The organism is Dyella sp. OK584 (genome assembly GCF_057787755.1).
This window is the reverse complement of sequence record NZ_CM173542.1, coordinates 3,199,904-3,224,149: the sequence shown is the minus strand read 5'-3', so window position 1 is coordinate 3,224,149 and position 24,246 is coordinate 3,199,904. Positions and strand designations below refer to the sequence as shown.

Sequence of the window (24,246 nt, the reverse complement as noted above, 5' to 3'; positions counted from 1 at the left end):
GGCCAGTCCGACCGTTTCGCCATCGTGCGGGGTGCTTCGCAATCGTGGATAGCACGTATTTCGGACGTCTCGCTCAGGCATCTTCGATGGCCTATCCCTGTCTGGAGTAGTAGACGATCGCGCCGTGGTCATTTCGGGGATAGACATGGCCACTCTCTGCGCTCGCAGCTCGTGGCAATGCTTGTGGGTAGTAACGGGCCATCGACAAAAAGCCACACCCACAGCAAATCGCGAGGACGCCAAATATGCCCGCGACACGTCTCGTAGTGGCGAATATCATGTCCAGGGGCCGTAGAACGCAAAAAACCAACTGACAGCCCCTATCAAGAACGCTGTAAGAAGTCTTTTGGCATAGGGACGGGCTGGATCATCACGGTTGCCGAGAATCTTCGGGAGCGAAGGCATGGTTACGTGTTCGAAGTCATAACTTTCTGGACGATCTTCCACGTTCCATGAACCTTCAAGCATGACAGCATGTCGGTGAAGACACGCGGCGGGACCTGCAATTTCACCTGCAGGACCGCGAGCCCCTTCTCAACATCTATGGATAGGATCTGGTCATCGCGCTCGAAGCCCTGCTCTTTCGGAGCTCTCGTGTTGCGTACAGCTGCTAGCCACGTGGCAATCGGCGTCACACTTACGTTGTCGTCTTCGCCGATCTTTGTCACGGAACTCGATGGATGAAATAAGGATGCAAATTTCTCCGCGTCCATTTCATAGGCGGCGTCGAAATAGGTCTGAGCGATCGATCGCAAAGCTGAAATATCGGAATCCATAGCTGCCCTTGAAAGTTGATACGTCGAGCCGATTCATGCGGCCCAGCAATTCCGTGCCAAGCGTCAAGCGCCTATTCAGCGGCTGAAAGTCTTGGCGTTACGTACTGATCAAGGCTAGGTCAGAGCCGCTTATGAAACTAGGCCTATTGCGAAGGAAAGTGCTATGAGCAATATTCATGAATAATGAGAACCGAACTGAACGAACTTGCTACTTTCGCGATGGTCGCCCAAGAACGAAGCTTTACTCGAGCTGCGGCAAAGCTAGGGGTGTCTCAGTCTGCGCTTAGCCATACGATTCGCGGGCTCGAACAGCGGCTCGAGTTACAGCTACTGGCTCGAACAACGAAGAGCGTTGCACCAACCTCTGCAGGGGCCGCTCTCTTGAAAGATTTGTCTCCGGCGCTTGAGCAAATCGCTCAGGCCCTAGACAGAGCGCGAAGCGTCCGGCGCTGCCCTGCGGGCCGCCTCCGAATTGTGATGTCACGCTCGGCCGCCGTCATGGTGTTGCTCCCACGGCTAACAGCATTCGCTGAGGCCTATCCCGACATCGTTCTCGACGTAGTCACGGTGACAGGCCCTGTAGACCTCGTTGCGGGCGAGTTCGATGCCGGTATTCAGCTCGGCGAGTACATTCAGAAGGACATGATCGCAGTGCGCGTCACGCCGGAGTTGCGACTGGCTGTAGTGGGATCGCCCGGCTATTTTTCGTCGCGAAGCATTCCGCAAAAACCGAAGGATCTCAGTGATCATCGATGCATAACATTGCGTCTTCCGGGCGGCCCCTATCGATGGGAGTTCGAGCGCGGACGAAAATCAGTCACGATCGCGGTGAACGGTCCACTCATCATCGACGATACTCACTTGGTGATTCAGGCGGCGCTTGCTGGAGCCGGCCTCGGCCTCGCCTATGAAGAGCAGGTCGCAAAGGAAATCGCTGAGCGTCGGCTTATCCGTGTCCTGGAGGATTGGACGCCACCAATTCCCGGCTTCTTCATGTACTACCCCAGTCGTCAACATCAGCCTTCTGCACTGGCTTCGCTAGTGAACGCGCTGCGACTCCCGTGACATGGGTCAAGAGCGCGTCCGTCCTGCGGACAGCAAGAACCGATGGCGATATCCGCATCGTGTCGAAAGTGGGGCTTAGTCGGGGAAAAAAACCGACTCGTACGCCGTCTCTATCTCTGGAGCAGATCGATTTTGATCAGTGCGGAAGGTCGACCGCAGCCAGATCGACGCGAGGACTTTTTGCCTTAGGCTCCATGGGTGAAACGGGTCGGGGCTTGGCTAGTGCTCTTTCTAAACTCTTGCGCTGCCCGCGGTGAATTGCGACCACTCAAGGGGGCAAATGATGGGCGCACTCACTCCGTGCTTTCTCGTAGAAACTCCACCAGTGCGCGCACCTTCGGCGACGAATTCAACCTTGCCGGATATACCGCGAATAGCTCGACGGGCTCCGGCTCCCACGCTGGCAACAACCGTACTAGCCGGCGCTTGGCCAACTCCTTCTCTGCCGACTTTTGCGACAGCACGCCCACACCCACGCCGTCCAGCGTGAGTTGCAGATTTATGCTCGGGTCCGGAACGGAAATGCGCGCCTCCACTCGTACCTCTTGCACTTCGCGGCCACGCTGCAGCCGCCATGTGGTGCTCTCCGCCGGCAGTCCATGCGAGCCGCATTGCGTGACAATGCCATCAAGCGGACGTAAATCGGCTGGCACTTTCGGCAGCTTGCGCCCCTTGAGATACGCCGGGCTGGCATACACGCCAAGGCGAATTGTGGCGAGCGGTCGCGCGAGCAACGCGGAATCCTCCAGCGGACCGGGGCGGATCAGCACATCGAGGTTGGCCTGCTGCGGCGAGCGCTCGTTGCCGGTGAGTTGCACCTGCACGCGCAGTTCCGGATAGCGTCGCGTGAATTCGGGTAGGCGTGGCGCAAGCATGAAACGCGCAAACGCCACAGGGGCGCCGACGCGAAGGCGGCCGCGTGGCACGGTTTGCATGGCGCCGATAGAGAGGTCGGCCAGTTCTGCCTCCTCCATGACGCGCTGGCAGCGATCGAGATAGATCTCCCCAGCTTCGGTCAGCGCAACGCTGCGCGTGGTGCGTTCAATGAGTCGTACGCCCAACCGACGTTCCAGTCCCGCGATCGCACGGCTCACACTGGATTTGGGCACACTGAAATGATTCGCCGCGGCAGTGAAGCTGCGCGCGCGCGATACCTGCACGAAGTATTGGAGCTCGTTGAGGTCGATCATCGATTGTTCCCACACTGCAACATAACGTTGCATGGCAGCGGATTGTTTCATTATAGACGCGCCCTTATCGTCCTTGCACCCCACCCCACAGACGAGGTTACGAACATGTATCTGGTGACTGGCGCAAGCGGCAATGTTGGCGGTCAGGTGATACGGCAATTGCTGGAAGCAGGAGAACAGGTGCGAGCCTTTGTCCGCGATCCTGCCAAGCTCGCCATCCTGGATGATCGCATCGAAGTGGCGACCGGCGACTTCAGCCAACCCGACACGCTGGGTGCGGCCGCCCTTGGGACCCGGGCGATATTCCTCAACCTCGGCCCCCATCGTCCGAACCTGGATGCGCTCATCGCGGCGCTAAAGGCGAACGGCGCACGCCGCGTCGTGTTCCTCTCCACCATCCTCGCCGACGAGCCGGGCTTTCGCATTGGCGAGATGCATAAGGCGAGCGAGAACGGAATCAAGGGCGCTGGCCTACGCGCCACAGTCCTGCGCTGCGGCGGCTTCATGTCGAACGCGCTCGGTTGGGCAGATTCGATCAGAGCCAACGGCACGGTTTACAACCCGATGGGCACGGGCAAATCGGCACCAATTGCACCGGAGGACATCGCAGCTGTCGCCGTGCGATCGCTAGTGTCGCCAGATTCGCTGGATAAGGTCATCGAGCTCACCGGCGGCGAACTGCTCAGCGTGCCAGAGCAGGTGGAAATCCTGTCGAACGTGTTGGGCCGTCCATTGCGCAGCGTGGACATTCCGTTGGAGATGGCGATTCAAAGGATGATTGGCTCAGGCGTGCCGGAAACGATTGCACATGGCGTCGCGCAGTCGCTGGAGGCAATACGCGACGGACGCATCAAGACAATGTCGAGCGCCGTGCAACGCATCTTGGGCCGTCCGCCGAAGACGTTTTTCGATTGGGCGCGTGAAAATGCGGCTGCGTTCGCCTGAGGGCTTGCGGGCGATGTGCGAAGACGCAAAGCGACCCTATTCCTTCCAGGGTGAAATCCGAAGAGAGTCCACTGAGGACGTCGGACCGTCGAGGAATGGTGAATGTCAGTAGTGCTATGCAGGGTTGTAGAGACAGGCACCCTCCCCTTGCAAGCACATGAAAGTAGAAGGTATCAAGGACTTGCAAAGCCGCCAGTTTGGTTCGGTACCGGCCCTGGCCATTGTTGCGATAACTGAAGAAGCGCCGGCAAGACGTTTTTATTGTGCGTCTTGTCGATTTTCTCTCAGCTCATTCGTCTCTAGGATGTCGCAGCAAACGTGCTGTGACTCCCTTCTGAAGGAAAATATGGACCATGAGTAAGCTCATCTTCGTTAACCTGCCGGTGACTGATCTTCAGCGATCGAAGAAGTTCTACGAGGCTGTTGGCGCGGTCAACAACCCCGCATTTAGTGACGATACCGCAACGTGCATGGTGTTCTCCGAAACAATTCACGCGATGCTGTTGACGCATGACAAATGGCGCCAGTTCACGAGCAAGCCGATCGTTGATGCGCACGTGGGCGCGCAGGTGCTGCTGTGTATGTCAGCGGATAGTCGCGATGAGGTCTCCGACCTAGTCGATAAGGCGTGCAACGCTGGTGGTAAGGCCAACCCCACGCCTGTTCAGGACTTTGGTTTCATGTACGGCCGCAGCTTCGAGGATCCGGATGGTCACATTTGGGAAGTGATGTGGATGGATCCCAACGCTGTCCCGCCACAAAGCTGAGCGTTATTGCATACGATGATTCGATTCGGATCATGCTATCCAATGCGTAAGCTGAAGAAGCCCCGTGAAGAGGCTTTTTCAGTGCGTACATGTAAATGTCCACTTCGGGTCGACAGCGAATTTAAGAACCTACGGCAACCGCCGAGGTGGTAACACTCGTCTGACTGGCGGCGACGTTCGATGCGGATGCCGGTGTAGCGGTGATCATTGCGCCGATCGTAAGAACGCAAATAGCAAAGCAGGCGGCGAACAGGCTGTGCAGGATTAGGTTTTCGAATTTCATGGCTGCTCTCCTGGGAGGTTGGTTTTGCTCTCGCTGTAAACGGAGCAAGCACCGTGCCAAGCCCGAAACCACTGAAAGGTCGCGCTACTAAGCCGATCTAACGTAAGTCCGCCTTTTGCGAACACTGTCCGCGGACGGTGTCCGGACAGATGCGCTGCCTACGAACGTGACGGAAAGAGCATCGCGAACCGTCACTGGTGGTCTACCTCGGAGTGTCCCATTGCTTCGGGTCGGAAGCGGATGTAGTCGGCACCCACGATATCACTGGCTAATCGCCCTTCCCTTCGCCGATATGAGAGCAGTGCCGCATCAGTGCAGCGTGTTCGCCCTACTTCGAGCCGGCTCTGAAACATGATTACCGGTGTCACGCGTAAATACACAAGGGAAATCCGGCAGCAGGTAAAACCGCTGCTCTGTTTCCCCAATCTCTCGCGCATCGGTTGCATGGAGGTTGATGCAATTGGCGCCGCCGTTGATCTGAGAGGCACAAAGCTGTTTGACCGCCACCAGTCGTCGGTGCGCAGATATTGGCCGAGACCGGCGGCATACGACCGTTATCCCGTCGCCTTGCCAAGCGCGCTTTGACGCCCGCCCAGCGCGAAGAGATCACGCGAGCCACGGTGGCCAGTCGATCGATCCGCTCGATCGCCTTGCAACTGCAGCGAGCACCTTTGACCATCGGCCGCAAAATCCAGCGTGGCGGCGATCGGGACGGTTACCGTGCCAATCAGGCAGGCCAGCAAGCCTGGGACGGATTAGTCCGTGCACTCACAGGCCCAAGCTCAATGCCGTAGTGCGGGAGTTGAACGGACGTCCGAAAAAGACCTTGAACTTCGAGACGCCGGCCGAACGATTTCATCAATCTGTTTCGATGCCCGGTTGAATCCGCAGTCGGAAGCGGACATTCCCAGCTCCGACTGCCCTCACCTTTGCGCGCTTCTCAGTTGTTTGCGAGCCTTGCCGCCGCAGCAATGAGGACTCCTCCCGACAGGCCCTCAATGCACCGTCTACGACGATCGCTAAAGGCGCCAGCTTTGCTGCCAGTGGCGGCCAAGACAACGCTGAGAACACTGTATGCAAGGCCGCACAGGCCAATGAAAATCGTGGAGAGAACCAGCGCCTGCAAGGCGGCCGACTGATCATGTCGCATGAACTGAGGAAGGATCGCGAAATAGATCATCATTCCCTTGGGATTGAGGACCGCAGTCAGGAATCCTCTGCGGAACTGATTCGGTATCCGCTGAGTCGGCAGACGAACACTTCCAGGCTTCATGGCCGACTTGAGCAACTGTAGGGCCAGGTAGATCAAGTAGGCCACGCCGGTCCAGCGCAATGCTTCGAAGACCACCGGCGATGCGGCGATGACTGCAGCCAGACCAAGCGCCACCAGTACCGAATGGACTATGTAGCCGGCGCAGACACCTGCGGTCGAGCGCAACCCAGCCGCGACGTCACCCGAAACCGCCTGAGAGGTGATGAAGAGCATGTCCGGGCCCGGTACACAGATCAGCGGGAGAACAGTCATGACAAAGAGCAGCAGTGTGTGCGTATTCATGCCAAACAGGCTACGCCCCTGATCACGCCATTTGGGATCAATTATTCCAAGAAAACAATAGTTATTTGGCATATTATGCCAATTACTGTGGCTATAACTTTGCACCTATGCCAATGAAGCTGGACGCGATTGATAAACGGATTCTGCGTGCTCTCCAAGAAGATGCCCGCTTGCAGAACACTGACCTCGCACGCGAGGTTGGTTTATCGCCGTCGCCATGCCTGCGGAGGGTTCGCTTACTGGAAGAAGCGGGTGTCATTGATCGCTATGTGACGATTCTCAACCCGGCGATGGTGGGCGCAGGCTTAACGCTATTTGCCCGCGTATGGCTCACAGCTCAGGACGCCGAAACCATCGAACACTTCATTGGCGCAATGAGGCTGCTGCCCCAAGTGATGGAGTGCTACATCATGCTCGGAGATAGTGATGCTTTATTGCGCATTGTCGTGCCGGACCTGGATACCTATCGACACTTTCAGTCCACCCACCTCACCCGCACGAATGGCATCCAGAACGTAAAGACGGACCTGCCAAGCCAGGTCGTCAAGCAGACTTATGCGCTACCTCTGTGATTTCCGCTGATCCGTAATATGCCGACGAAGACAACTCCCTAACCCTCGATAGATCTACTCCGGCACTTCCGTCGTCGAGCAGGTCTATCTACGTCGATGAAGCGGCAGCGTGCATCGCCGGTCCAACTAGTTGCCTGAAACTGTGGTCAATGTCTTCCGGCGACAGACGTGGCTTTTCGTCTAGCCACCAGGTCAGCAGGCCAAAGAGTGCCCCGGCAACAAACCGCACCAGCGGCTCATGCTGCACCGACTTGGCTCCCGACGATTGCTTGGCAATCGATACGTCGTCGCGCACCAGTTCGATCAAGAGACTTTGAATGCGAGACTGGACGGCTTTTTCGCTGCGCTCGCCAACCATCGCCTGGAACACATCACGATAGTCGTTGACATGCTCAAACATCTCTCGACTGAAGCCGAACAACCACTCATTTTGCGCTCCCAGTTTGGCGCGCGCCTCACGCTTGCGTTGCTTGAGCTGTTCACGCAATTCGTCGAAGCCGTACAGCAAAAGCTCCTGCTTATCGCTGAAGTGCGCATAGAACGTCGTGCGCCCGACATTTGCGCGGTCGGCGATCTCCTGTACCGACAATCTCTCGAAGCCCTTCTCCTTCACCAGTTCCAGTAGCGATGCGCGCAGGAGTTGCCGTGTGCGCTGGATCCTGCGGTCTTCATGTGCAGTCATGGATTGCCTCCGGTTTCCGAACAATGCGTCATGCGGTGTTCGCTATGAAACACATCGGTCGCAGCTGTACTGGTCCGCACGGCCGGCCAAGGACATCATGGTCTGACGGATCATTTATCCGATCAAGAGCAACCCTTCCATGGTCACTACCTGCCACCTCCCATGTTAAACATGTTTACAAAGCACGAACCCGTCGAGACCGTACGTATCCAGTCCGGTGCCCGCCTCTCGCAGTACGAGTTGATCACGATTCAAGGTCAACGCGTCCGCATCCCCGACTCGCATCACATAGTGCACCTGCAGTTCCGGCGATTCGCTGGATGTCCGATCTGCGCGCTTCACTTGCGCTCGATTGCACAACGCCACGACGAATTGATCAAGGCCAATATTCTTGAAGTAGCGGTGTTCCACTCTTCGGTCGAGACTATGCGACGCCACGACCACGCGCTGCCGTTTGCCGTTGTTGCCGATCCAGACAAGCGGCTGTATCGCGAATTCGGCGTCGAGACATCTTTTCGGTCGGTTCTCGATCCACGCGCCTGGGGGGCTATCGCTCGCGGGCTCGCCACATTCGGCGCGGGGCGCGAAGCCGGCGAATCGGCGCTGGGGATGCCGGCGGACTTTCTGATCTGTCCAGGCGGTGAGGTGCTGGCGTGCAAGTACGGCAAGCACGCGGACGATCACTGGTCTGTCGACGAGATTATCGAGTGCTCCTGGGCCATGACATGGGACGTGCCGTCGCCAGCCACTACTTATACCGATCTGGTGGTCATGGGGCGCGGCAGCTCAGATGCATGATGTTATACGCGACTCGCCTCAATCATCGCTTTCGCGCGCCCTTAAAGCAGCGCTGGCGATCCTGCTACTGACCAGCGTCCATCACGCCTATGGCGCCATGGTTTACGGCACACTCTGGCGGCTTCACGTCCTCATATTTGCCGGTCTGACCGCCGTGGCGCTCTGGGCTGCAGCTCGCCTTGTTGAGCATCATCCGGTACGGCTGGTCAGGGGCATCGCAATGGCAACGTTCTGCTTGGTTGACTTGGTCTTGCCGGTGGCGGGCATCGGGTTCTTCGAAGGTGGCTACAACCATGTCCTGAAGAACGTAATGTATTTCGGAGGCTCCTCTCCACAACTTGTGACCCGCTTGTTTCCGCCGCCGACTTACGAGCTTCCTAACGACTGGTTCTTCGAAGGTACCGGGATATTGCAGTTCGGCCTTGGCATCTTTGCGGCCTATCAACTCAATGGCCTCCTTCGCCGTGGATGATGCGAGCGAGGAGGCGCTTTAACAGGTCTTCTTTGTCTGATGTGTCCGCTTTGGGTTGAAGGCGAGCTCCTCCTGCGTCAAACGCACAATGACCCTGTTGCCGGCGATGTCGCCGCCTCGATATGAGCGCGGTTACGAGGGGATCTGGCCCGACCTTGCACGCGATTCATCCTGGCGCAAGGAAATGCAAGGCACACTCGCGCTTGCAATGATCCCGGCCTCGCGCCTCGTACGGAGATAGAACCATGCGCAATTCTGCCCTGCTCTTAGCTGCTTCTCTCGGGCTTATTCTGAGCTCGCACGCTGTTGCTTCCGACCGACCCGACCCGGGCAAATTGACGACCCGCTGCCTGGATGCTGCAGCGAAGAAATTTGACGTGAAGAACGACTACATCCAACTGCAGCCGGTTCAGGCCGCCGACGCCGGCTACACGATCACCGGTACCGCCGACGCGGGCATGGATGGCAAGAAGAATTTCAGCTGCCAATTCGACAAGAAGGGCAAGTTGGCCAACCTCGTTCCCGAGGGCAAGTAAGTAGGAGATAGGTGCCGCGCGCAGGGAGCAGTCACCGATCGGGCAATGGGCCAGTTTCAGATGCCCTAACGGAGGTACCAACGATAACGGGTGTAATCACCCTGCCCCAGCGCTCGCCGGTGGCTAAGCATCGTCAGCGAAGTTCGCTTTGAGTCAAGGCGAACATTGCAGCGCGGACCAGCCACGTCTCTTTCGCTGTCGAAGCAAATATCCCTTGGGTTCGAAAGCCGACATTCCCCATATCCATAGCGAGCCACGCTCATGGCTATCTGCCGGCACCGACCCGTGAGCGTATCGCTCTAGCCATTGCAGAGATCAATGGCTGCAGCCATGGCCTCTCTGCGCATACCTATCCAGGTAAGAACCTCGACCTTGGGCGCAGCGAAAAAAGGAAAAGCCCGGCGAATGATCGCCGGGCCTTCAAAGATGAAACTCTCAACGTCGCGTGATGGAATATTGCCGCACTTTCGACGCGAACACTGCTTAAGCCGTCTCCAGTTGAAGCCAATTCTGTTGGACCCAATTGCGCACGTCTTGCCATGGCTGCGTGTTCATGTATTTTTTCGTCGCGTCCACCAGCACATTGATATTCTGCCAGTCATCTAATGCGAAAGGCTGACTCAGGGAAACGTTCCCGCGTTGGTAGGCTGCTCCCAATACTTGGTTTGCCTGAATTGCAGCTAGCTCAGCCGTCGCGTCCAGGGTCAAATTGAGAAGAGCCATGGCGGGAATGACTCCCTGGGGACCACTCTTCCATGGATAAAGCCAACTGGACGCCCCCCAATTCAACGGATCCCCGATCGCTCCGGACGGAATGCCTTGCGGACTGTTTCCGGTGCCGAGCGAAAGCATTCGAATGGTCGCCAAATTTGGCACGACTTTCTGGTGCAGCAGTTCAGCCACCGCCGTCATCGAAGGGTTGTTGGCAAAAACGCCACCATCCGCAAAATAGCCAAAATCGTAGCCGGCACTCGCCACTCGATACGGCGGAAAATAGGTAGGCGCGGCTGATGTGGCGAGCGCTGCATCAACCATCGAAATCTTGCGATAGGCATTCGCGTAGCCATTGGAAATCGTGCAAGGCGCCCAGCCTTTATTGCCCTTATCCCAAAGACATGCAGAATTGACCGCCACAAATTTCTTCGCTGACGCGACCAGCGCATCACCCAACAATTCCTGAGCGACCTTCTTCAAACCCGTATTGACATACTGGCAAGAAAAAAAGCCCGGCCCGCTTTCCAATTCGACCGAGGATGCACCGAGCGGTTTTTCTTGATGCTTGTCCTCCAACAACCATCCGTTCGGCGTAAACACCGTCGAACCTTGGTTCATGTAGACATCCACGATTTTTGCGATCGAAACGCCGTTTGCCAACCCCAAGGCCAACAAGCCACCCGTCGAAGTTCCGACGAAGCCATCGGCGTTGGCGACGATCCCGAACTTTGTGTCGAGGTCCTGGATGAGCAGCGCCGTGATCAGCCCACGGATTCCACCACCATCGCAACTGAGTATCTGGAAAGCCATAGCATCACTCCTCTAATGAATGGACTTGCAGAGAGAAAGGTGCGATCACTTCCTCCGTCATGCCTGAAATGCGACACCATAGCGAACGCTAGTCGAGCAATGCCGCGCGGCTCGCATCGCGTGCGAGTGGCCACATCGAAACATGACCTCATGCGCCACGCGTGGAGATCAGCGATTGAACAAACATCCACGTTGAAACGCGGCTAAGGCGGCAGGCGCCTCGATTTCTGCGTTATCTGCATCCCCGTTCCTGTGATGACACCCATCACCTCCCGGTTTTGCGCACGGGAAGTCGGCGAAATGTGCGCCAGGGTGTGTGACTTCGACGTCTTTTCCTGGTTACCCAGGCATTACGAAGTGACTACTGTGACCGATTGGAACGTCCGACCTTCACGTGATGCGCAAATACCCGGGCGTGTGAAGTTCAGGACGAAAATAACCTAAATACAAAGTCCGCAGCGACTTGTTGAAGCCTTCCATTGGTCGCGCCGAATTGGAAGTAGAGCGCCTGACCGGGGGAGCCATATTGCTTATGACACTCCATTACCTGCCAGGTAATCGATTGCAGGACAGCGCGCGGCCAGACTCTCTCCACCACCACTGGGAGAGACACCATGAGCGACGCAACCTCTATTGTTAAACGTTACATCGATAGCTGGAATGAAACCGATCCAGTACGTCGCCGGAAGCTCATAGAAGAGCTCTACACGCAAGACGTCGTCTATACGGATCCCATGGCCCAGGCGACGGGCTGGAACGGCATCGATTCAACGATTTCCGCTGTCCAATCCATGTTTCCACAGCATGTCTTTCGCCTTGGTGGCCCTGTCGACGCGCATCACGAGACGATCCGATTCCAGTGGCACCTGGCGACGCAGGAAGCGAAGGAACCCCTGGTTATCGGCTTTGACGTCGCCGCCCTGGAAGGTGGTCGCATTCGACAGGTGTTCGGCTTCTTGGACAAGGTTCCCCAGGCTTCCTAACTCTTTGCCATGGGGCGGCTCGGACGCCCCACCCTTCTATGGAGTTTCAACATGCCCACATTTCAAAGCAGCGACGGCGTTCAGTTGTTCTACCAAGACTGGGGCCGTGGCGAACCGATTGTGTTCGTACATTCCTGGGCCCTGGATTCTCAGATGTGGGCACCGCATATGCTGCACTTCAACAAACTAGGCAAGCGGACTGTAGCCATGGATCGTCGCGGCCACGGGCGCTCAGATCAGCCCGGCTCAGGATACAACTACGACCGATTGGCGGATGACCTGGCCGAGTTGCTCGAGCAACTGGATCTGCGCGACGTGACACTTGTAGCCCATTCCATGGGCGCAGGCGAATGTACACGTCTGCTGACACGCCACGGAAGGCATCGCATCGCGCGAGCAATCTATCTGGCCCCCCCGGCACCACGGCGACTCGCTGCCGACGGGCAAGAGGTCGTTGCCGCCATGGTAGAGCCCGAACTCGAAGCCATCCGCCGAGATTTCCCCCACTGGCTGGAGCAAGGTGCGGATGGCTTCTATCTTCCAAGCGAAACGGGCACAACGGATGGCACCATCCGTCGCACGATCGACACCATGCTGAACGCATCACTACATGCAGTGATTGCCTGCTTCCTTACGCGTGTTTGCGAAGACTTTCGCGACGAGTTGCGCCAGTTCAATGTGCCTTTGTTGATACTGCATGGAGACCGCGACGAGAGCGAGCCGATTGAGCATGGCCGCGCGACTGCGCGAATTGTGCCGGGCTCACGAATTGTGGAATACGTCGATGCGCCGCACGGCATGTACCACACGCACCGAACTCAGGTGCTCGCCGACGTGCGAAGCTTTATGGATGAGGCAGCTGCATGACGACTGACCTGTGTCACAGGTCATCACGCGTGGGATGATCAACCTTGCGCGTTTCTCAGGCCATCTCATGCATCGTTCCGCTGCCACCACCCATCGTCCTGTTGGTGACCTTCTACGTGAGTGGCGTCGCCATCGGCGACTCAGCCAGTTGGAGCTGGCCGCGGAGGCTGAGATCTCTACACGGCACCTGAGCTTTGTGGAGTCCGGTCGCTCACAGCCCAGTCGCGACATGATCATTCATTTGTCCGAGTACCTCGACGTGCCGCTGCGAGAGCGTAATGCCCTATTGGTCGCCGCCGGGTTTGCCCCTGCTTATGTCGAACGAGTCATGGACGACCCCGCTCTTGACGCGGTGCGACATACCATCGATCTACTGTTGAGGGGCATGGAACCCTACCCCGCTTTGGTCGTTGATCGACATTGGAATCTCGTAACCAGCAATCAAGCTACATTCCGATTGATGGATGGGGTGGACGAAAGTCTGTTGCGGCCACCAATCAACGTGCTCCGTCTCAGCCTTCACCCGGCGGGCCTCGCATCGCGTATTCGCAATCTTGCGCAGTGGCGCACGCACCTGCTCGAGCGCCTTCGTCGTCAAATCGAAGCCTGTCAGGACCCAGAACTGATCAAGTTGATGCGCGAACTGCAATCGTATCCGCTGCCGCCGAGCCAATCGCCAGAAGTGCTCGATGAGCATGGGCAAATTGCCGTCCCCATACAAATTGAGGTCAACGGCGCTGTACTGTCCCTGCTCAGCACCACTACAGTTTTTGGCACACCCACTGACATCACGCTTGCCGAGCTCGCCCTTGAAGCCTTTGTACCAGCTGACGAGGCGACTGGCGCGCGCCTTCATGATCTGGCGAAGGAATGAGCGCCATCCGCCCGTAGCATGTCACCGATAAGTAGGCTTGAGACAAATCCCTCGCTGAAGTGGACTACCCACTCAACCGGATGCGCGAATGACTAGTCACTCGCTCTGATCTTCACCAAAGCGATGGTTCGCCTGAATATTGCCCGGTAAAATTTGGCCGCCTTACAGGCCGTCACCAATGGCGACTTGGTATGCGATAAGAACAACAACGGAGGCGACCTAAGCGGCGATGCCTCCAAGAGTCGCGTTTTTGTCAATGAAGTCTTCATTAGAATTTCGACCCACTTCTTCAGAGTTTTTAGCTCTGGTTACTCCAGGATCAGCTAGTTGCCGAACACCGCATCCTCATCAAAGAGGCCTAGCGCTCCGAAAAGTCGCACGGTGATTCGTTACTCTTGGAATGTGCATAACAGCCCTGTTGTATCCATGCTGAGAAGACGCATGCAATATGCCGGATGTCACGTCGCAACTCATTGACGCCTCAATCTTGTCGATCGTCTCTGCGACCCGCCACCTTGAGTTGTTGTGGTGCCTCACTATTTTTAAAAAGATGACCTGATAGGAGGTTTTGCTCGCGCCGGGCCTCCCTGAGGTACATGGCCAACCCCGCGCTATCGATCACATTCATTCAAGATCGATTCGGATATTTGCGCAACGCTTGCAGCATGACCGCTCTGCTGCTTGCCGCTACCCTGGCTGGTTCCCCCGATTTCGCCACCCCATCCGAAGCCACGCAACGCATCAGGGGCCAAGCGTCGTTCAACGCAACTACTCCAAGCGAGCACATGGTGGGAGCGAATGCCCGCAGCTTCCATAAGAAACGGATTCGGCAAATGCGCTAGTTGTAAGAAACGATGACTAGCAATCTCAGTGCCGCACAAGAGCTGTTTACCGAGCCGCATGACTACGCGACTGACATCTGTCACGTCGTTGATGCTTCGGTTCTGCATCTAAAAGCACATGACACTGCACTGCCATGCCAGGCACCGAAGCACAACCATCGGCATGTATCGAAATCGCTTCCATCGCAGTGCGTCATTGTTTCCCCAAGCTTTGCCTCGGATTTACCCTCATGTCCACCATGTCACGCGTGTTGTTCTGTTTCGTCGGCTTGTTGCTGCCATCGATCGTTGCGAGCGCGCCCTCAAGCATCCCCGCGACAACGTTGCTCCGGGAGATGCGCCAAGCCTATGGCGGCGACCGCTGGAACCATGTCGGCGCTCTCCAAAGCGACGGCACTGAAACGGGAGATGGCCTGAGCGGCGCGTGGCATTCCCTGGTGGATCTGCAGAGTGGCCAGTTCGTAAGCCGCTGGCGCAACGAGATGTTCTCCGCTGCTGATGGTTTTGACGCAGCTGGTCGTTGGCATGAGCGTCTTTCCGGCATGGTCGGCCCGTATGATTCCGATGAGGCCAAAGCCGTTGCGATCAGTGAAAGCTGGCTGCGGCGTTTTGGCTTTCTCATGCCACAAACCCACGCAACTTTGCGCCCACTCGCTGATGCCGAAGACAACGGACATCGCTACATTCGACTGGAAGCGACGCCCGACGGCGGTCGTACGGTGACGCTGTGGATCGATCCGGCCACCTACCGGCTCGACCATGCCACGTGGAAGGGCTCGTTCTTTCAGTGGACCCAGCGCTACGACGACTATCGCTCCGTGGAAGGATTGCAACTGCCGTTTCGCGTCACTACGTCCTCGACGTTGGCGGCAGGCGGGTCCCATGACACCACAATTGACGTCGCTGAAAGCATTCGCGTACTGCCCGGAGCATCCATCGATCAGCTCAAACGTCCCCCTGGCATCGTTCGCGACGTCACGATGGCGCATGGCGTCTCTGAGACCACGGTGCCTATGCACTTGGAGGGCGGCATATTGTTGGTCGAGGCGAGCATCGATGGAAAGGAACCCATGCCTTTCATCCTCGACACGGGCGGGCAAGCCATACTCACGACGGCGGCCGCGAAACGCCTTGGTGTTCAAGCCAAGGGTAGCGGCGTGAGCGCCGGCTCTGGCCCCGGATCAATGACCACGGCATACGCCAAGATCGATCACCTCACGCTCGGTGACGCCGACCTCCGCGATCAAACCTTCGTCGTGATGCCGTTCCCGTACAGCTTCTATCAACGCGGCACCGGACGCGAACCGATCGCGGGAATTCTTGGCCTGGAGGTCTTTCAGCGCTTTGCCGTAACGTTCGACTACGACGACGGCAGGTTGATTCTGCAGCCGTACGATCACGGCGACGCGCCTGCGGCTAGCAAGGGCGAGGTCATGCCGATTCGCTTTACCAACGATGTGCCACTGGTTCGAGCGATGCTGGACGGCAAACCAGGCATCTTTGACGTGGATACGGGCAACTCTGGTTACACGCTGGTATTTCCTCAGTGGGCTGAAAGTCAGGGTTTGCAGCCGCGCTATGAGAGAGGCCCTCAGTATCTCACCGGTGGAGCGGGCGGCCTTTATGCCGCACATCTCGCGCATGCGCGCTCGCTACAGCTTGGAAATTACACGCTGAGGAATGTGCTCGGCATGCTCACGCGTGCCGATGCCGGAGCTACCGGTAATCCAAGTGAGGCCGGCAATATCGGGCAAGACATACTGGCGCGATTCAATGTGCATTTCGACTATCGCCGCCAGGAGATGGTACTCATGCCGCGTGAGAAAGCGCCGACGTGGCATTACGCGATGGCAGGCTTCCGTGCCGAGAAAGAGGAGGACCGGCCGGATCGCTACCGGGTCGGCGCGGTGATGGCCGGAAGTCCAGCCAAACAAGCTGGGTTGAAGAAAGACGACGAGATCGTGGCCGCTAATGGCAAGCAGGCTTCAGTGCTGAGCGTTGGCGACCTGTGGGACATCATTTCACTTCGGCCCGAAGGTAGCTTGCTGACCTTGACCTTAGCTGATGGCCGGACACTGACGATGGAACTGCGTGACATGACACCTCGCTAGTCGAGGGAACATCGAGCGCTGCGCCGCCATTTGCTCGCGTGGCGACCGCTCTCCTGGCTTGCACATTTTGCATTGCTACAGATATGCGAGATCTAAGCATGGATTCGGATCATTTTGATCGCCAGCTTCTCAGTCTTGTCCAGGACGATGCGGAGCGATACCTTCGATTGCATTGAGATTTTCTACAATTGGCAACACCGCCCAAGACATCTGGGCGGCCTAGCGCCAATGATATTCGAGGCGGTCAATTCAAAATCCAACGCCCAGCCGTCTACGAAAGCGGGGCACACGATCCTGAGGACCTTGTTATGTTCGAATTGACAGATCGCGTGGCTCTTGTCACTGGTGGATCGCGTGGTATCGGAAAGGCAATTGCTCTTTCACTGGCGAAGGCGGGAGCTGCCGTCGCCGTAAATTATCGCCAGCGAGACGACGAGGCTAAAGCTGTCGTCGAAACCATACTTGACAGTGGTGGGCGGGCGGCGGCTTTTTGCGCAGACGTTTCGCTCGGCACTGCAGTGCAAGATATGGTTCATCAAGTCGAAGAGTGGCTTGGCCCGATTGACATCCTGATCAATAACGCTGGTATCGCAGTGATGCGCGGCCTCGACGATATTACGGAAGAGGACTTCGATCGAGCTGTCGCCACCAATTTGAAATCGGCCTTCCTCTGCACGCAAGCCGTCCTGCCGGGCATGCGAGCGCGGAAGTGGGGCCGGGTTGTCAATATCTCATCGATCGGGGCGCGTATCGGCGCGGGCTCAGTCAGCGTTGCGTACGGCGCCGCGAAGGCTGGACTAGAAGGCCTGACTCGCGGTTACGCGCTACGGCTAGCGCCAGAAGGCGTGACGATCAATGCCGTAGCACCGGGCCTGATTGACACAGAGATGGGCGCGACTCTTATTGAGTCGGGCGTCCCTGCACGTATCCCAGTTGGACGGGCTGGAACCGGAGATGAGATCGCGCAAGCGGTCATATTGCTATTGAGCAATGGCTACATGACGGGGCAGACGATAGCGGTCAACGGCGGCTCGCTTTTTTCCTAAAGCAGGCGTCACCGCTCAGCGGCCTTTGACTGCGTCGTGTAACGGCGGTGGGTACCCGTTCCTTAGGCGCCCCATGGTTGGTTCCGGGTTACACAGAAAATCTTCACACGCACAAATCCGTCCCTTGCCCACCTCCGATAACCCCCGCTTATCGCCCACGCCGAGCGTCAAACCCTAAGGCCATGCAACAGGCCTCACCGTGAGGTTGGCGAGCGTCTTAAGACGGAGGCAGTCCACCTGCCTGCTGGCGTGACGGCCAAGATAGACGCCATTTCAAATTGACGCCAAGCGTGCCAAGCACGATGAGCGCAAGGCCAGCAAGTTGCACTGGCATCAGGCGGTGTCCATAGATCAAGTAGTCCAGCATGAGCGTTACCACCGGGTAGACAAATGCCAGAACGGCGATCGTCACTACCGGCAACCTGGGGTAGGCCGAATAGAACAGGACGTACACCACGCCGCTGTGGATGACACCAAGTCCAAGTAACCAAAACCAATGCGGACCGGCATGAAACACATGAGAGCTCGAGAAGCCGGCCAACATGGCAACACCCACCCAGCACTGCAACATCACCAGTGCAAATGGACGCTCTCGTCCCAATTGCCTTGACATCAAAAGCGATGCGCCACATAGCACCGCTGCCAGCAGGGTCAGACCGATGCCCACAAGATAGGAAGGATCAGCATCTCGCCACAATCGCATGGGGTCCGTTGAGCAAGCTACACCCGCGAAACCAAGAAACGTCCACGCCAAATCGGCCGGGCGCGTACGCTCTCCCTGCAACAGCGCAGCCAGGATGATCATCACGAATGGGAAGAAGTGATAGATCAGCGTCGCTACGCCAATGGACGAGCGCGCCATACCGGCGAACAATGCCACCCAGTTAAGTACCAGAAGCACGCCACTGACGAGTGCACCGCGCAATAGTGCGCGCTCTCGCCATAAGCCGCGCAATTGGCCACGAGCCAGCCCCCAGCCAAGCAGAAAGAGTCCGCCAAACAAACAGCGGTAGAAGACGGCTGTGACTGGATTTTCGCCGCTTTCGTGTACAAACACGCCAACCGAACCGATTAGCAGTTCGCCGAGCAGCAATTGCCCCAGCGCTGCTTGCTGGCCATTGCGAACGGGTGAGGGATGCATGACGCTTTTTTCAGACGGGGAGCCAAGCGTATGCGGGCCGAGAAGGCCAGTACAGATCCAGATAAGATAGATGTGGACCGGTACAGATGGGAAAAGGCATGCTTCTTTACGAGCACCTGGCGACTCAGATGCGCACGCAGATTGCGCAAGGCGCGCTGCGCGTCGGCGATAAGTTGCCATCCATTCGGCAACTCGCACAGGGCTACGGGGTTAGCATCGCCACTGCCGTGCAGGCCTGTCTGCAGCTTGAGCGCGAGGGGCTGGCGGTAGCGAGGCCACGCTCCGGCTATTTTGTCCGCGCGACTACTCCTCCACTACCTTCTGGGCGACCGCTTCGGCAACGGGCGCCGCGTATCGTCAGCAATCCAGCGTTAGAAGGCGTGTTGGACATGCTCGCCCGCAGCGATCTGCTACCGCTGCATAGCGCCACGCCTGCGGCCGCTCTGTTACCGCAATCGGCCTTGGCCATGTCACTGACCCGATGCATGCGGCATGGCACGGCGGCATTCGACTATGCGCCACCACAAGGTCAGCTGGCCTTGCGACGACAGATCGTGCAGCGCTATGCGCAAGTGGGCACTGCCGTGTCGCCGGATGAGGTCGTGATAACTGCGGGTGCCATGGAGGCAATCAGCCTCGCTTTGCGCACGATCACAGAGCCGGGCGACGTGGTTCTTCTGGAAACACCGACTTATCACGGCATCCTGCAGGCGGTGGCAACATTGCGGCTCAAGGTGTTGGAAGTGCCCACTCACCCGGCCCATGGCATCGATGTGACGCGTCTGGAGCAGCTGCTACAGCTGCATGCAGTGCGCGCAGCCGTGCTGGTTCCAAATTTCAATAACCCGCTTGGCAGCCTGACGAGCGACGCTGCCAAGCAAGCTCTGGTGGAAAGCTGCGCACGTCACGGCACGGTGATCATCGAGGATGACGTCTATGGTGAGCTGGCCTGGTCGGGCCAGCGTCCGTCCCTGCTACGCCGCTGGGATCGGCATGGCATCGTCATAAGTTGCGGCTCATATTCGAAGACGTTGGCACCCGGTTTGCGCCTTGGCTGGCTGGTCGGCAACTCCTGGACCGATGCATTAGTGCGTGCCAAATACTTTTCGACCATCGGTAGCGCCAACCTGCCCCAGCTGGCGATGGCCGACTATCTTCAGCGTCACGACCTTGAACGACACCTGCGCCGCTTGCGCCGTACTCTTGCGGAAAATGCGCAACGCATGCACGAAGCTATTGCACGTCATTGGCCAACGGGCACTCGGGCTAGCGAGCCATGCGGTGGTCTGTCGCTATGGCTGCAACTACCACCCGGTGGCGATGGTCATCGGCTATTCGAGGCGGGCCTTAAGGTTGGAGTGGGCACCTCGCCGGGAGTTTTGTACTCGAGCCGGGGGGATTACACCGATTGCCTGCGCCTGAGCTGCGGCCTGCCCTGGAGCAATGAGCTGGACGTGGCGATGAGGCGGCTCGGGCAACAGGCGTCGCGCCAAGTTTCTTGAAGACCCTCAGCGCTTCGACGCTGATGCGCCATGGCAAACGCTCCAGCAACTGGGCTTCCCAGGAAATAAGACACTCGCCGTCTCATCATGATCGCCTAATGGAATATTTGGCTGGTCTGGTGCTGGTGACTTCAGCATCATCGTTTGTGGACTCGCCTGGTGTGCCGCTGAACATCAGCGATCTAAATCGGTTGCGCGAAGCGGCGGCTCTGCCGGTGCCTCCTTTCTTGCACCATCCCGGGATGATCTGGGTTTATCGATCGAGTTCCATGCGCTCCAGTCGACCGCCCGTCCTGCCCCTGTGCTGGAACCAAGGCGGAACTGACACATTAGTCCGCCGAACAAAAGCGCCGCCTACGGTGTAGCCGCGCTCGCTGACCTGCCCCACTGCCTCGGCCTTGAACTCGTCGATAAAGCGATGCTTGGTCTATCTCGTCCGATCCTAAAAGACGCTATCAGACCTCTACGGGATAGGAGGCACTCGAGCCCCATCGCTGTACACAACACTGATACTGAGGGGTGTTTTCGTGCCAAGGCTGATGGTCAAGTTGCCAGGACTACATCGAGCAGACATGCATCGATGGCCAGCTCGCCGCACTTCAGGTGGGCAAGGTATATATATTATATAAGTGCTGTCACATAATTCAGGCGGAGAACGTCCTTGATGCGGGCCACGCCTCAGGCGGTACGGTCTTCATTACCCCCGGAAAGGACTTTTTGTGAGACGACTCTTGGATCCCATCGATTTTTCCGCTCGAGGCTTGCCTGCGGACCCTGCGCTGGCGACCGCCATCGATTTGTCGCAGCACATGTCTCCCAGATCTTTCCATTTGGCTGACTTCACGCCATCACTTCTGCGGACGTTGCCCACGGATGACGATCGCGTCCCAAATTTTTCTCAGCCGCGCCAACCTAGGGAGAAAACGCGCCTTGCGGTCGCCTCCCCCGCTATCCGCGCCCAGGCGATTTCGATGGAGGTGGAATGAGTACGTCAGCAATGTCGGTGTGGGAGCGTCTTGCACCACTGCCGTTAGGCAAGTGGCTGTTCTCGCGGATTGTGTGCTGGAAAGCGCCCTACTTCGCCAGCATTCGTCCACTGATTGAGGAGTTGGGACCGGGCCGATGCTGTGTAAGGCTTCGCAAATGCCGCGCCATCCTCAATCACCTGGGCACAGTGCATGCCATCGCGATATGCAACGCGGCGGAACTCGCTGCGGGAATGATGACCGATGCATCGACACCCGGCGACCTTCGCTGGATTCCGATAAAAATGGTGACTCGCTACGGCAAGTTGGCGACCACCGACCTGGTCGTAACCGCCGAGCCGCAAGGAATCATGGGGCCCTCACCGGGAGACTACGTGGTGGAAGTCACCGCCGAGAATTCCTCTGCGGAAGTTGTCTTCCATGCTGCCATAACGATGCGGCTGTCAATGAGAAAGAAGAAGGCGCAACAGGATTGAGTCGAGTACGCTCATAACTCAGGTGATCAGGCCCCCTGTCACCTTTCTCGCCGATCCGACGTCCTATTTCCGGGGGTGTAAGGCGGTTTGCGCAAACAGCAATGCCGGAGTGACCGATTGGCGATACCTATGGCCTATGGCGGAGTGTTGTTTGGCCAAATATAACAGCACTCATATATATGAATGCCGATAGTCGTATTCACGGCTCAAGCCGGTAGCGAGTCCCGTATAGGCGTGGCCACGACAGCGAGAACACCGTCCCCGGCTCCGCAACGCGCGAATGCCTTTGGAAACGACGACAACGAGAGCGACGAATGAGCTTAACGACCAACGTTGTGGTTTATGGCGCGAGTGGGCATACAGGGCAACTGGTTGCCGCGGAGCCGATCGCCAGGGGCAATGCCGTTGAGCAGCTCGCGGCAAAGCGACTGTTGGCCAAAGGCATGGAGAAGTCTGGTGTGCTGAGCCCTGCTCAGGCCTTCGATGCCGCTGAGCTTCCTGGTGCGCTTTCGAAACAGGGATTGCGCATTAAGGACACTGCCTTGGCACCGGCGTCTCAAGGTTCTTGAGGCTGAAGCACGCTGCAGTTCATTTTAGTCACCCACTCCCGAAAGGAACTCACCAAATGACCTCGATACCCCGTAGACGATTTCTGCAGGGCGCGAGCGTGGCGGCGCTTGCTGCCAGTCTGCGTGCTGTTGCCGGTCCCGCCGATCATTGGTTCGGACAAAGCCACGCCGTGGCGCCGCCAGGCCGTCTCGCGTTTGCTCATTTCATGACCGCCGGGCTGCGCAGTTTCAACAATGCTCCCGCACCGGATTTCTACGACACGACGTATCTCGCCCCCGCCGGCGATGGCGGAATCCATTCGTCATACGGTGGGCTGTCGAGAAACAGGCCGTTGTTCCGGGCGCCCATTAACGACCCGAATTTGACGTATCAGATCGTCGATGCGATGTGGGATGTCGCCACGGCCCGACAAGCGGGCTTGGATGGCTTTGCCATGTGGATGCCCAACTATCAGGGCATCCACGTTCCCCGCATGGATGATCTCTGGACAGGCGCCTACCTGCAGGATCCCACCTTTCTGATGCGCATGATGCCTGACATGGGCGCATCCATTGGCAGCGCCACGCAGCAGCAGTTTGTCGAATGCATAAAGCGCTATGCCGCCATGCCCAATACCATGCGCCTGGACGATGGTCGCGTAGTGCTGTCTCCGTACCGGCCGGAGCTGAAAAGCGTTGATTGGTGGCAGGCGGTGATTGATATGTTGAATATGCCAACCATGAATGCAGACGGGAGCCTGGCCCCTCCCATATCCATTGCTTTCGTGCCCATCATGCTGAGTTTCACGACGGCATTTCACACGATGCCGGCCACCTACGCCGTAGGTTCGTGGGGTAGTCGCGCAGCGGCGAGCACGAATCCCGCCACGTCCGGGCAGCCGGGTTTTGCGAGCGGTGCCCGTGCCGCCGGTCGACTTTGGGTGCAGAACGTGGCGTTGCAGGATGCGGTGCCTCAAGCGAAAGTATTCGATGAGGTGCTTGGCACCATCACGCTGGTCAATGGCACCCAACTCGCGGTCAACACCAACGCCGACTGGATTGATCTGGAGACATGGAACGATCCAGCGGAGTGCACGGTTTTCTATCCGTCGCGCAACCTGGGCATGGTACCTATCGAACTTTGGCGACGGCTTGGATCGTTATGGCGCACTGGGGCTCTGTGGGAGCCCGATGATTCTTTCTTCGTGATGCACCGCCCGCATTTCTGCAATGACAAACCAAGCTGGAGCGGCTACCCCGTCGACCCCTATGGTGCGATCCAGAATCTCATGGTGCCGCGCCCCGTGTCGTCCGCGCCCGTGGATATCATTGACGTGACGTCGTGGTTCAAGGCACCAACGCCGGTCAGCGTATTGGCGGATGACGTCGTCATCGCCTCGTACACGGCACCTGCGGGTTATTGCCGGTACGTAACGCCTTTGGCCGAGGGTGTCATTCGGGTTCTTGCGACCAGAGATGGGGCTTCGCTGTTCATACAGACGCCGACCGCCGTCACACACCATCCGCTGGTGCAGGATGCGTCGTATTGGGGTGGCATGGGCATTCTGGGTGCGGGTGAAGATGGCGCCCCGGCCTAGGCGATACGACTTTCGGCACGTGTGAGGGCAGCTTTCTTTATATATAACAGTGCTTATGCATATGTGCCGACCTGGTGGCCGGCGCGGCCCGCCTTGACCCAGGGATT

At 57.8% G+C, this 24,246-nt stretch carries 24 protein-coding genes and 2 pseudogenes; 19 read left to right on the top strand and 7 right to left on the bottom strand.

What is annotated here, in order from left to right; all coding sequences use genetic code 11:
• Positions 1-407 precede the first annotated feature (407 nt).
• Entirely contained in the window at positions 408-776 is a 369-nt protein-coding gene (locus AC3CBN_RS14525; protein ID WP_488633721.1) for a nuclear transport factor 2 family protein, read from the bottom strand.
• Positions 777-959: 183 nt separating this feature from the next.
• On the opposite strand from AC3CBN_RS14525, the pseudogene AC3CBN_RS14520 reads away from it, so the two are divergent.
• Together AC3CBN_RS14520 and AC3CBN_RS14515 are read left to right on the top strand one after the other, a co-directional pair.
• Positions 960-1,088 (top strand): annotated as a pseudogene (locus AC3CBN_RS14520) (LysR family transcriptional regulator); the annotation flags it as partial.
• A 165-nt stretch (positions 1,089-1,253) separates the two neighbouring features.
• Positions 1,254-1,841, top strand: coding sequence for a LysR substrate-binding domain-containing protein (locus AC3CBN_RS14515; RefSeq protein ID WP_488636739.1), 588 nt, complete (start codon positions 1,254-1,256; stop codon positions 1,839-1,841).
• Positions 1,842-2,134: 293 nt separating this feature from the next.
• On the opposite strand, the gene AC3CBN_RS14510 is transcribed toward AC3CBN_RS14515, so the two are convergent.
• Complete coding sequence (locus AC3CBN_RS14510; RefSeq protein ID WP_488633720.1) at positions 2,135-3,064, bottom strand: LysR family transcriptional regulator; 930 nt, start codon at positions 3,062-3,064, stop codon at positions 2,135-2,137.
• Between AC3CBN_RS14510 and AC3CBN_RS14505 the strand changes: the two genes are divergently transcribed.
• Positions 3,059-3,976, top strand: coding sequence for an NAD(P)H-binding protein (locus AC3CBN_RS14505; RefSeq protein ID WP_488633719.1), 918 nt, complete (start codon positions 3,059-3,061; stop codon positions 3,974-3,976). The two genes, AC3CBN_RS14510 and AC3CBN_RS14505, sit on opposite strands and share 6 nt — an antisense overlap.
• A gap of 353 nt (positions 3,977-4,329) precedes the next feature.
• Positions 4,330-4,743 (top strand): VOC family protein, encoded by a 414-nt coding sequence (locus AC3CBN_RS14500; protein WP_488633718.1) that lies wholly within the window; start codon positions 4,330-4,332, stop codon positions 4,741-4,743.
• A gap of 121 nt (positions 4,744-4,864) precedes the next feature.
• On the opposite strand, the gene AC3CBN_RS14495 is transcribed toward AC3CBN_RS14500, so the two are convergent.
• Positions 4,865-5,026 (bottom strand): hypothetical protein, encoded by a 162-nt coding sequence (locus AC3CBN_RS14495; RefSeq protein WP_488633717.1) that lies wholly within the window; start codon positions 5,024-5,026, stop codon positions 4,865-4,867.
• A 492-nt stretch (positions 5,027-5,518) separates the two neighbouring features.
• On the opposite strand from AC3CBN_RS14495, the pseudogene AC3CBN_RS14490 reads away from it, so the two are divergent.
• A pseudogene (locus tag AC3CBN_RS14490) lies at positions 5,519-5,778 on the top strand (helix-turn-helix domain-containing protein); the annotation flags it as partial.
• Between the two features lie 188 nt (positions 5,779-5,966).
• Here the strand turns inward: AC3CBN_RS14490 and AC3CBN_RS14485 are convergent.
• A complete protein-coding gene (locus AC3CBN_RS14485) occupies positions 5,967-6,581 on the bottom strand; it encodes a LysE family translocator (protein ID WP_488633716.1) in 615 nt (204 codons plus the stop codon).
• Positions 6,582-6,694: 113 nt separating this feature from the next.
• On the opposite strand from AC3CBN_RS14485, the gene AC3CBN_RS14480 reads away from it, so the two are divergent.
• Positions 6,695-7,153 carry an Lrp/AsnC family transcriptional regulator gene (locus tag AC3CBN_RS14480; protein WP_488633715.1) on the top strand — a complete coding sequence of 153 codons (459 nt, stop codon included), beginning with the start codon at positions 6,695-6,697 and terminating at the stop codon, positions 7,151-7,153.
• 88 nt (positions 7,154-7,241) lie between these two features.
• Here AC3CBN_RS14480 and AC3CBN_RS14475 read toward each other — a convergent pair whose 3' ends face one another.
• Positions 7,242-7,835 (bottom strand): TetR/AcrR family transcriptional regulator, encoded by a 594-nt coding sequence (locus AC3CBN_RS14475; protein ID WP_488633714.1) that lies wholly within the window; start codon positions 7,833-7,835, stop codon positions 7,242-7,244.
• 171 nt (positions 7,836-8,006) lie between these two features.
• Here AC3CBN_RS14475 and AC3CBN_RS14470 point away from each other — a divergent pair, with 171 nt between their 5' ends.
• The 4 genes from AC3CBN_RS14470 (at position 8,007) to AC3CBN_RS14455 (ending at position 10,090) form a co-directional block, all read left to right on the top strand.
• The gene (locus tag AC3CBN_RS14470) at positions 8,007-8,633 is read left to right on the top strand and encodes a peroxiredoxin-like family protein (protein WP_488633713.1); all 627 of its coding nucleotides are present in this window, start codon (positions 8,007-8,009) and stop codon (positions 8,631-8,633) included.
• A complete protein-coding gene (locus AC3CBN_RS14465) occupies positions 8,626-9,105 on the top strand; it encodes a hypothetical protein (protein WP_488633712.1) in 480 nt (159 codons plus the stop codon). Before AC3CBN_RS14470 ends, AC3CBN_RS14465 begins: the two co-directional genes overlap by 8 nt.
• Positions 9,106-9,350: 245 nt before the next feature.
• A complete protein-coding gene (locus AC3CBN_RS14460; RefSeq protein WP_488633711.1) occupies positions 9,351-9,641 on the top strand; it encodes a hypothetical protein in 291 nt (96 codons plus the stop codon).
• Positions 9,642-9,805: 164 nt separating this feature from the next.
• A complete protein-coding gene (locus AC3CBN_RS14455; protein ID WP_488636738.1) occupies positions 9,806-10,090 on the top strand; it encodes a carboxymuconolactone decarboxylase family protein in 285 nt (94 codons plus the stop codon).
• 34 nt (positions 10,091-10,124) lie between these two features.
• On the opposite strand, the gene AC3CBN_RS14450 is transcribed toward AC3CBN_RS14455, so the two are convergent.
• Positions 10,125-11,165 carry a patatin-like phospholipase family protein gene (locus AC3CBN_RS14450; RefSeq protein ID WP_488633710.1) on the bottom strand — a complete coding sequence of 347 codons (1,041 nt, stop codon included), beginning with the start codon at positions 11,163-11,165 and terminating at the stop codon, positions 10,125-10,127.
• A 614-nt stretch (positions 11,166-11,779) separates the two neighbouring features.
• Between AC3CBN_RS14450 and AC3CBN_RS14445 the strand changes: the two genes are divergently transcribed.
• From AC3CBN_RS14445 to AC3CBN_RS14425, 5 genes are all read left to right on the top strand, one after another.
• A complete protein-coding gene (locus tag AC3CBN_RS14445) occupies positions 11,780-12,148 on the top strand; it encodes a nuclear transport factor 2 family protein (protein ID WP_488633709.1) in 369 nt (122 codons plus the stop codon).
• Positions 12,149-12,199: 51 nt separating this feature from the next.
• Complete coding sequence (locus tag AC3CBN_RS14440; protein WP_488633708.1) at positions 12,200-13,015, top strand: alpha/beta fold hydrolase; 816 nt, start codon at positions 12,200-12,202, stop codon at positions 13,013-13,015.
• A gap of 34 nt (positions 13,016-13,049) precedes the next feature.
• Positions 13,050-13,889 carry a helix-turn-helix domain-containing protein gene (locus AC3CBN_RS14435; RefSeq protein WP_488636737.1) on the top strand — a complete coding sequence of 280 codons (840 nt, stop codon included), beginning with the start codon at positions 13,050-13,052 and terminating at the stop codon, positions 13,887-13,889.
• Positions 13,890-15,000: 1,111 nt separating this feature from the next.
• A complete protein-coding gene (locus tag AC3CBN_RS14430; RefSeq protein ID WP_488633707.1) occupies positions 15,001-16,842 on the top strand; it encodes an aspartyl protease family protein in 1,842 nt (613 codons plus the stop codon).
• 308 nt (positions 16,843-17,150) lie between these two features.
• Positions 17,151-17,888, top strand: a complete 738-nt coding sequence (locus tag AC3CBN_RS14425; protein ID WP_488633706.1) for an SDR family NAD(P)-dependent oxidoreductase — start codon at positions 17,151-17,153, stop codon at positions 17,886-17,888.
• Positions 17,889-18,105: 217 nt separating this feature from the next.
• Here AC3CBN_RS14425 and AC3CBN_RS14420 read toward each other — a convergent pair whose 3' ends face one another.
• On the bottom strand, positions 18,106-19,029 hold the full coding sequence (locus AC3CBN_RS14420; RefSeq protein WP_488633705.1) for a DMT family transporter: 924 nt from the start codon (positions 19,027-19,029) through the stop codon (positions 18,106-18,108).
• A 98-nt stretch (positions 19,030-19,127) separates the two neighbouring features.
• On the opposite strand from AC3CBN_RS14420, the gene AC3CBN_RS14415 reads away from it, so the two are divergent.
• From AC3CBN_RS14415 to AC3CBN_RS14400, 4 genes are all read left to right on the top strand, one after another.
• Positions 19,128-20,531 carry an aminotransferase-like domain-containing protein gene (locus tag AC3CBN_RS14415; RefSeq protein WP_488633704.1) on the top strand — a complete coding sequence of 468 codons (1,404 nt, stop codon included), beginning with the start codon at positions 19,128-19,130 and terminating at the stop codon, positions 20,529-20,531.
• Positions 20,532-21,513: 982 nt separating this feature from the next.
• Positions 21,514-21,993 carry a hotdog fold domain-containing protein gene (locus AC3CBN_RS14410; protein WP_488633703.1) on the top strand — a complete coding sequence of 160 codons (480 nt, stop codon included), beginning with the start codon at positions 21,514-21,516 and terminating at the stop codon, positions 21,991-21,993.
• A 314-nt stretch (positions 21,994-22,307) separates the two neighbouring features.
• Positions 22,308-22,562: a hypothetical protein gene (locus AC3CBN_RS14405; protein ID WP_488633702.1), complete on the top strand. Its 255-nt coding sequence runs from the start codon at positions 22,308-22,310 to the stop codon at positions 22,560-22,562.
• Between the two features lie 56 nt (positions 22,563-22,618).
• On the top strand, positions 22,619-24,139 hold the full coding sequence (locus AC3CBN_RS14400; RefSeq protein ID WP_488633701.1) for a glycoside hydrolase family 71/99 protein: 1,521 nt from the start codon (positions 22,619-22,621) through the stop codon (positions 24,137-24,139).
• Positions 24,140-24,246 lie beyond the last annotated feature (107 nt).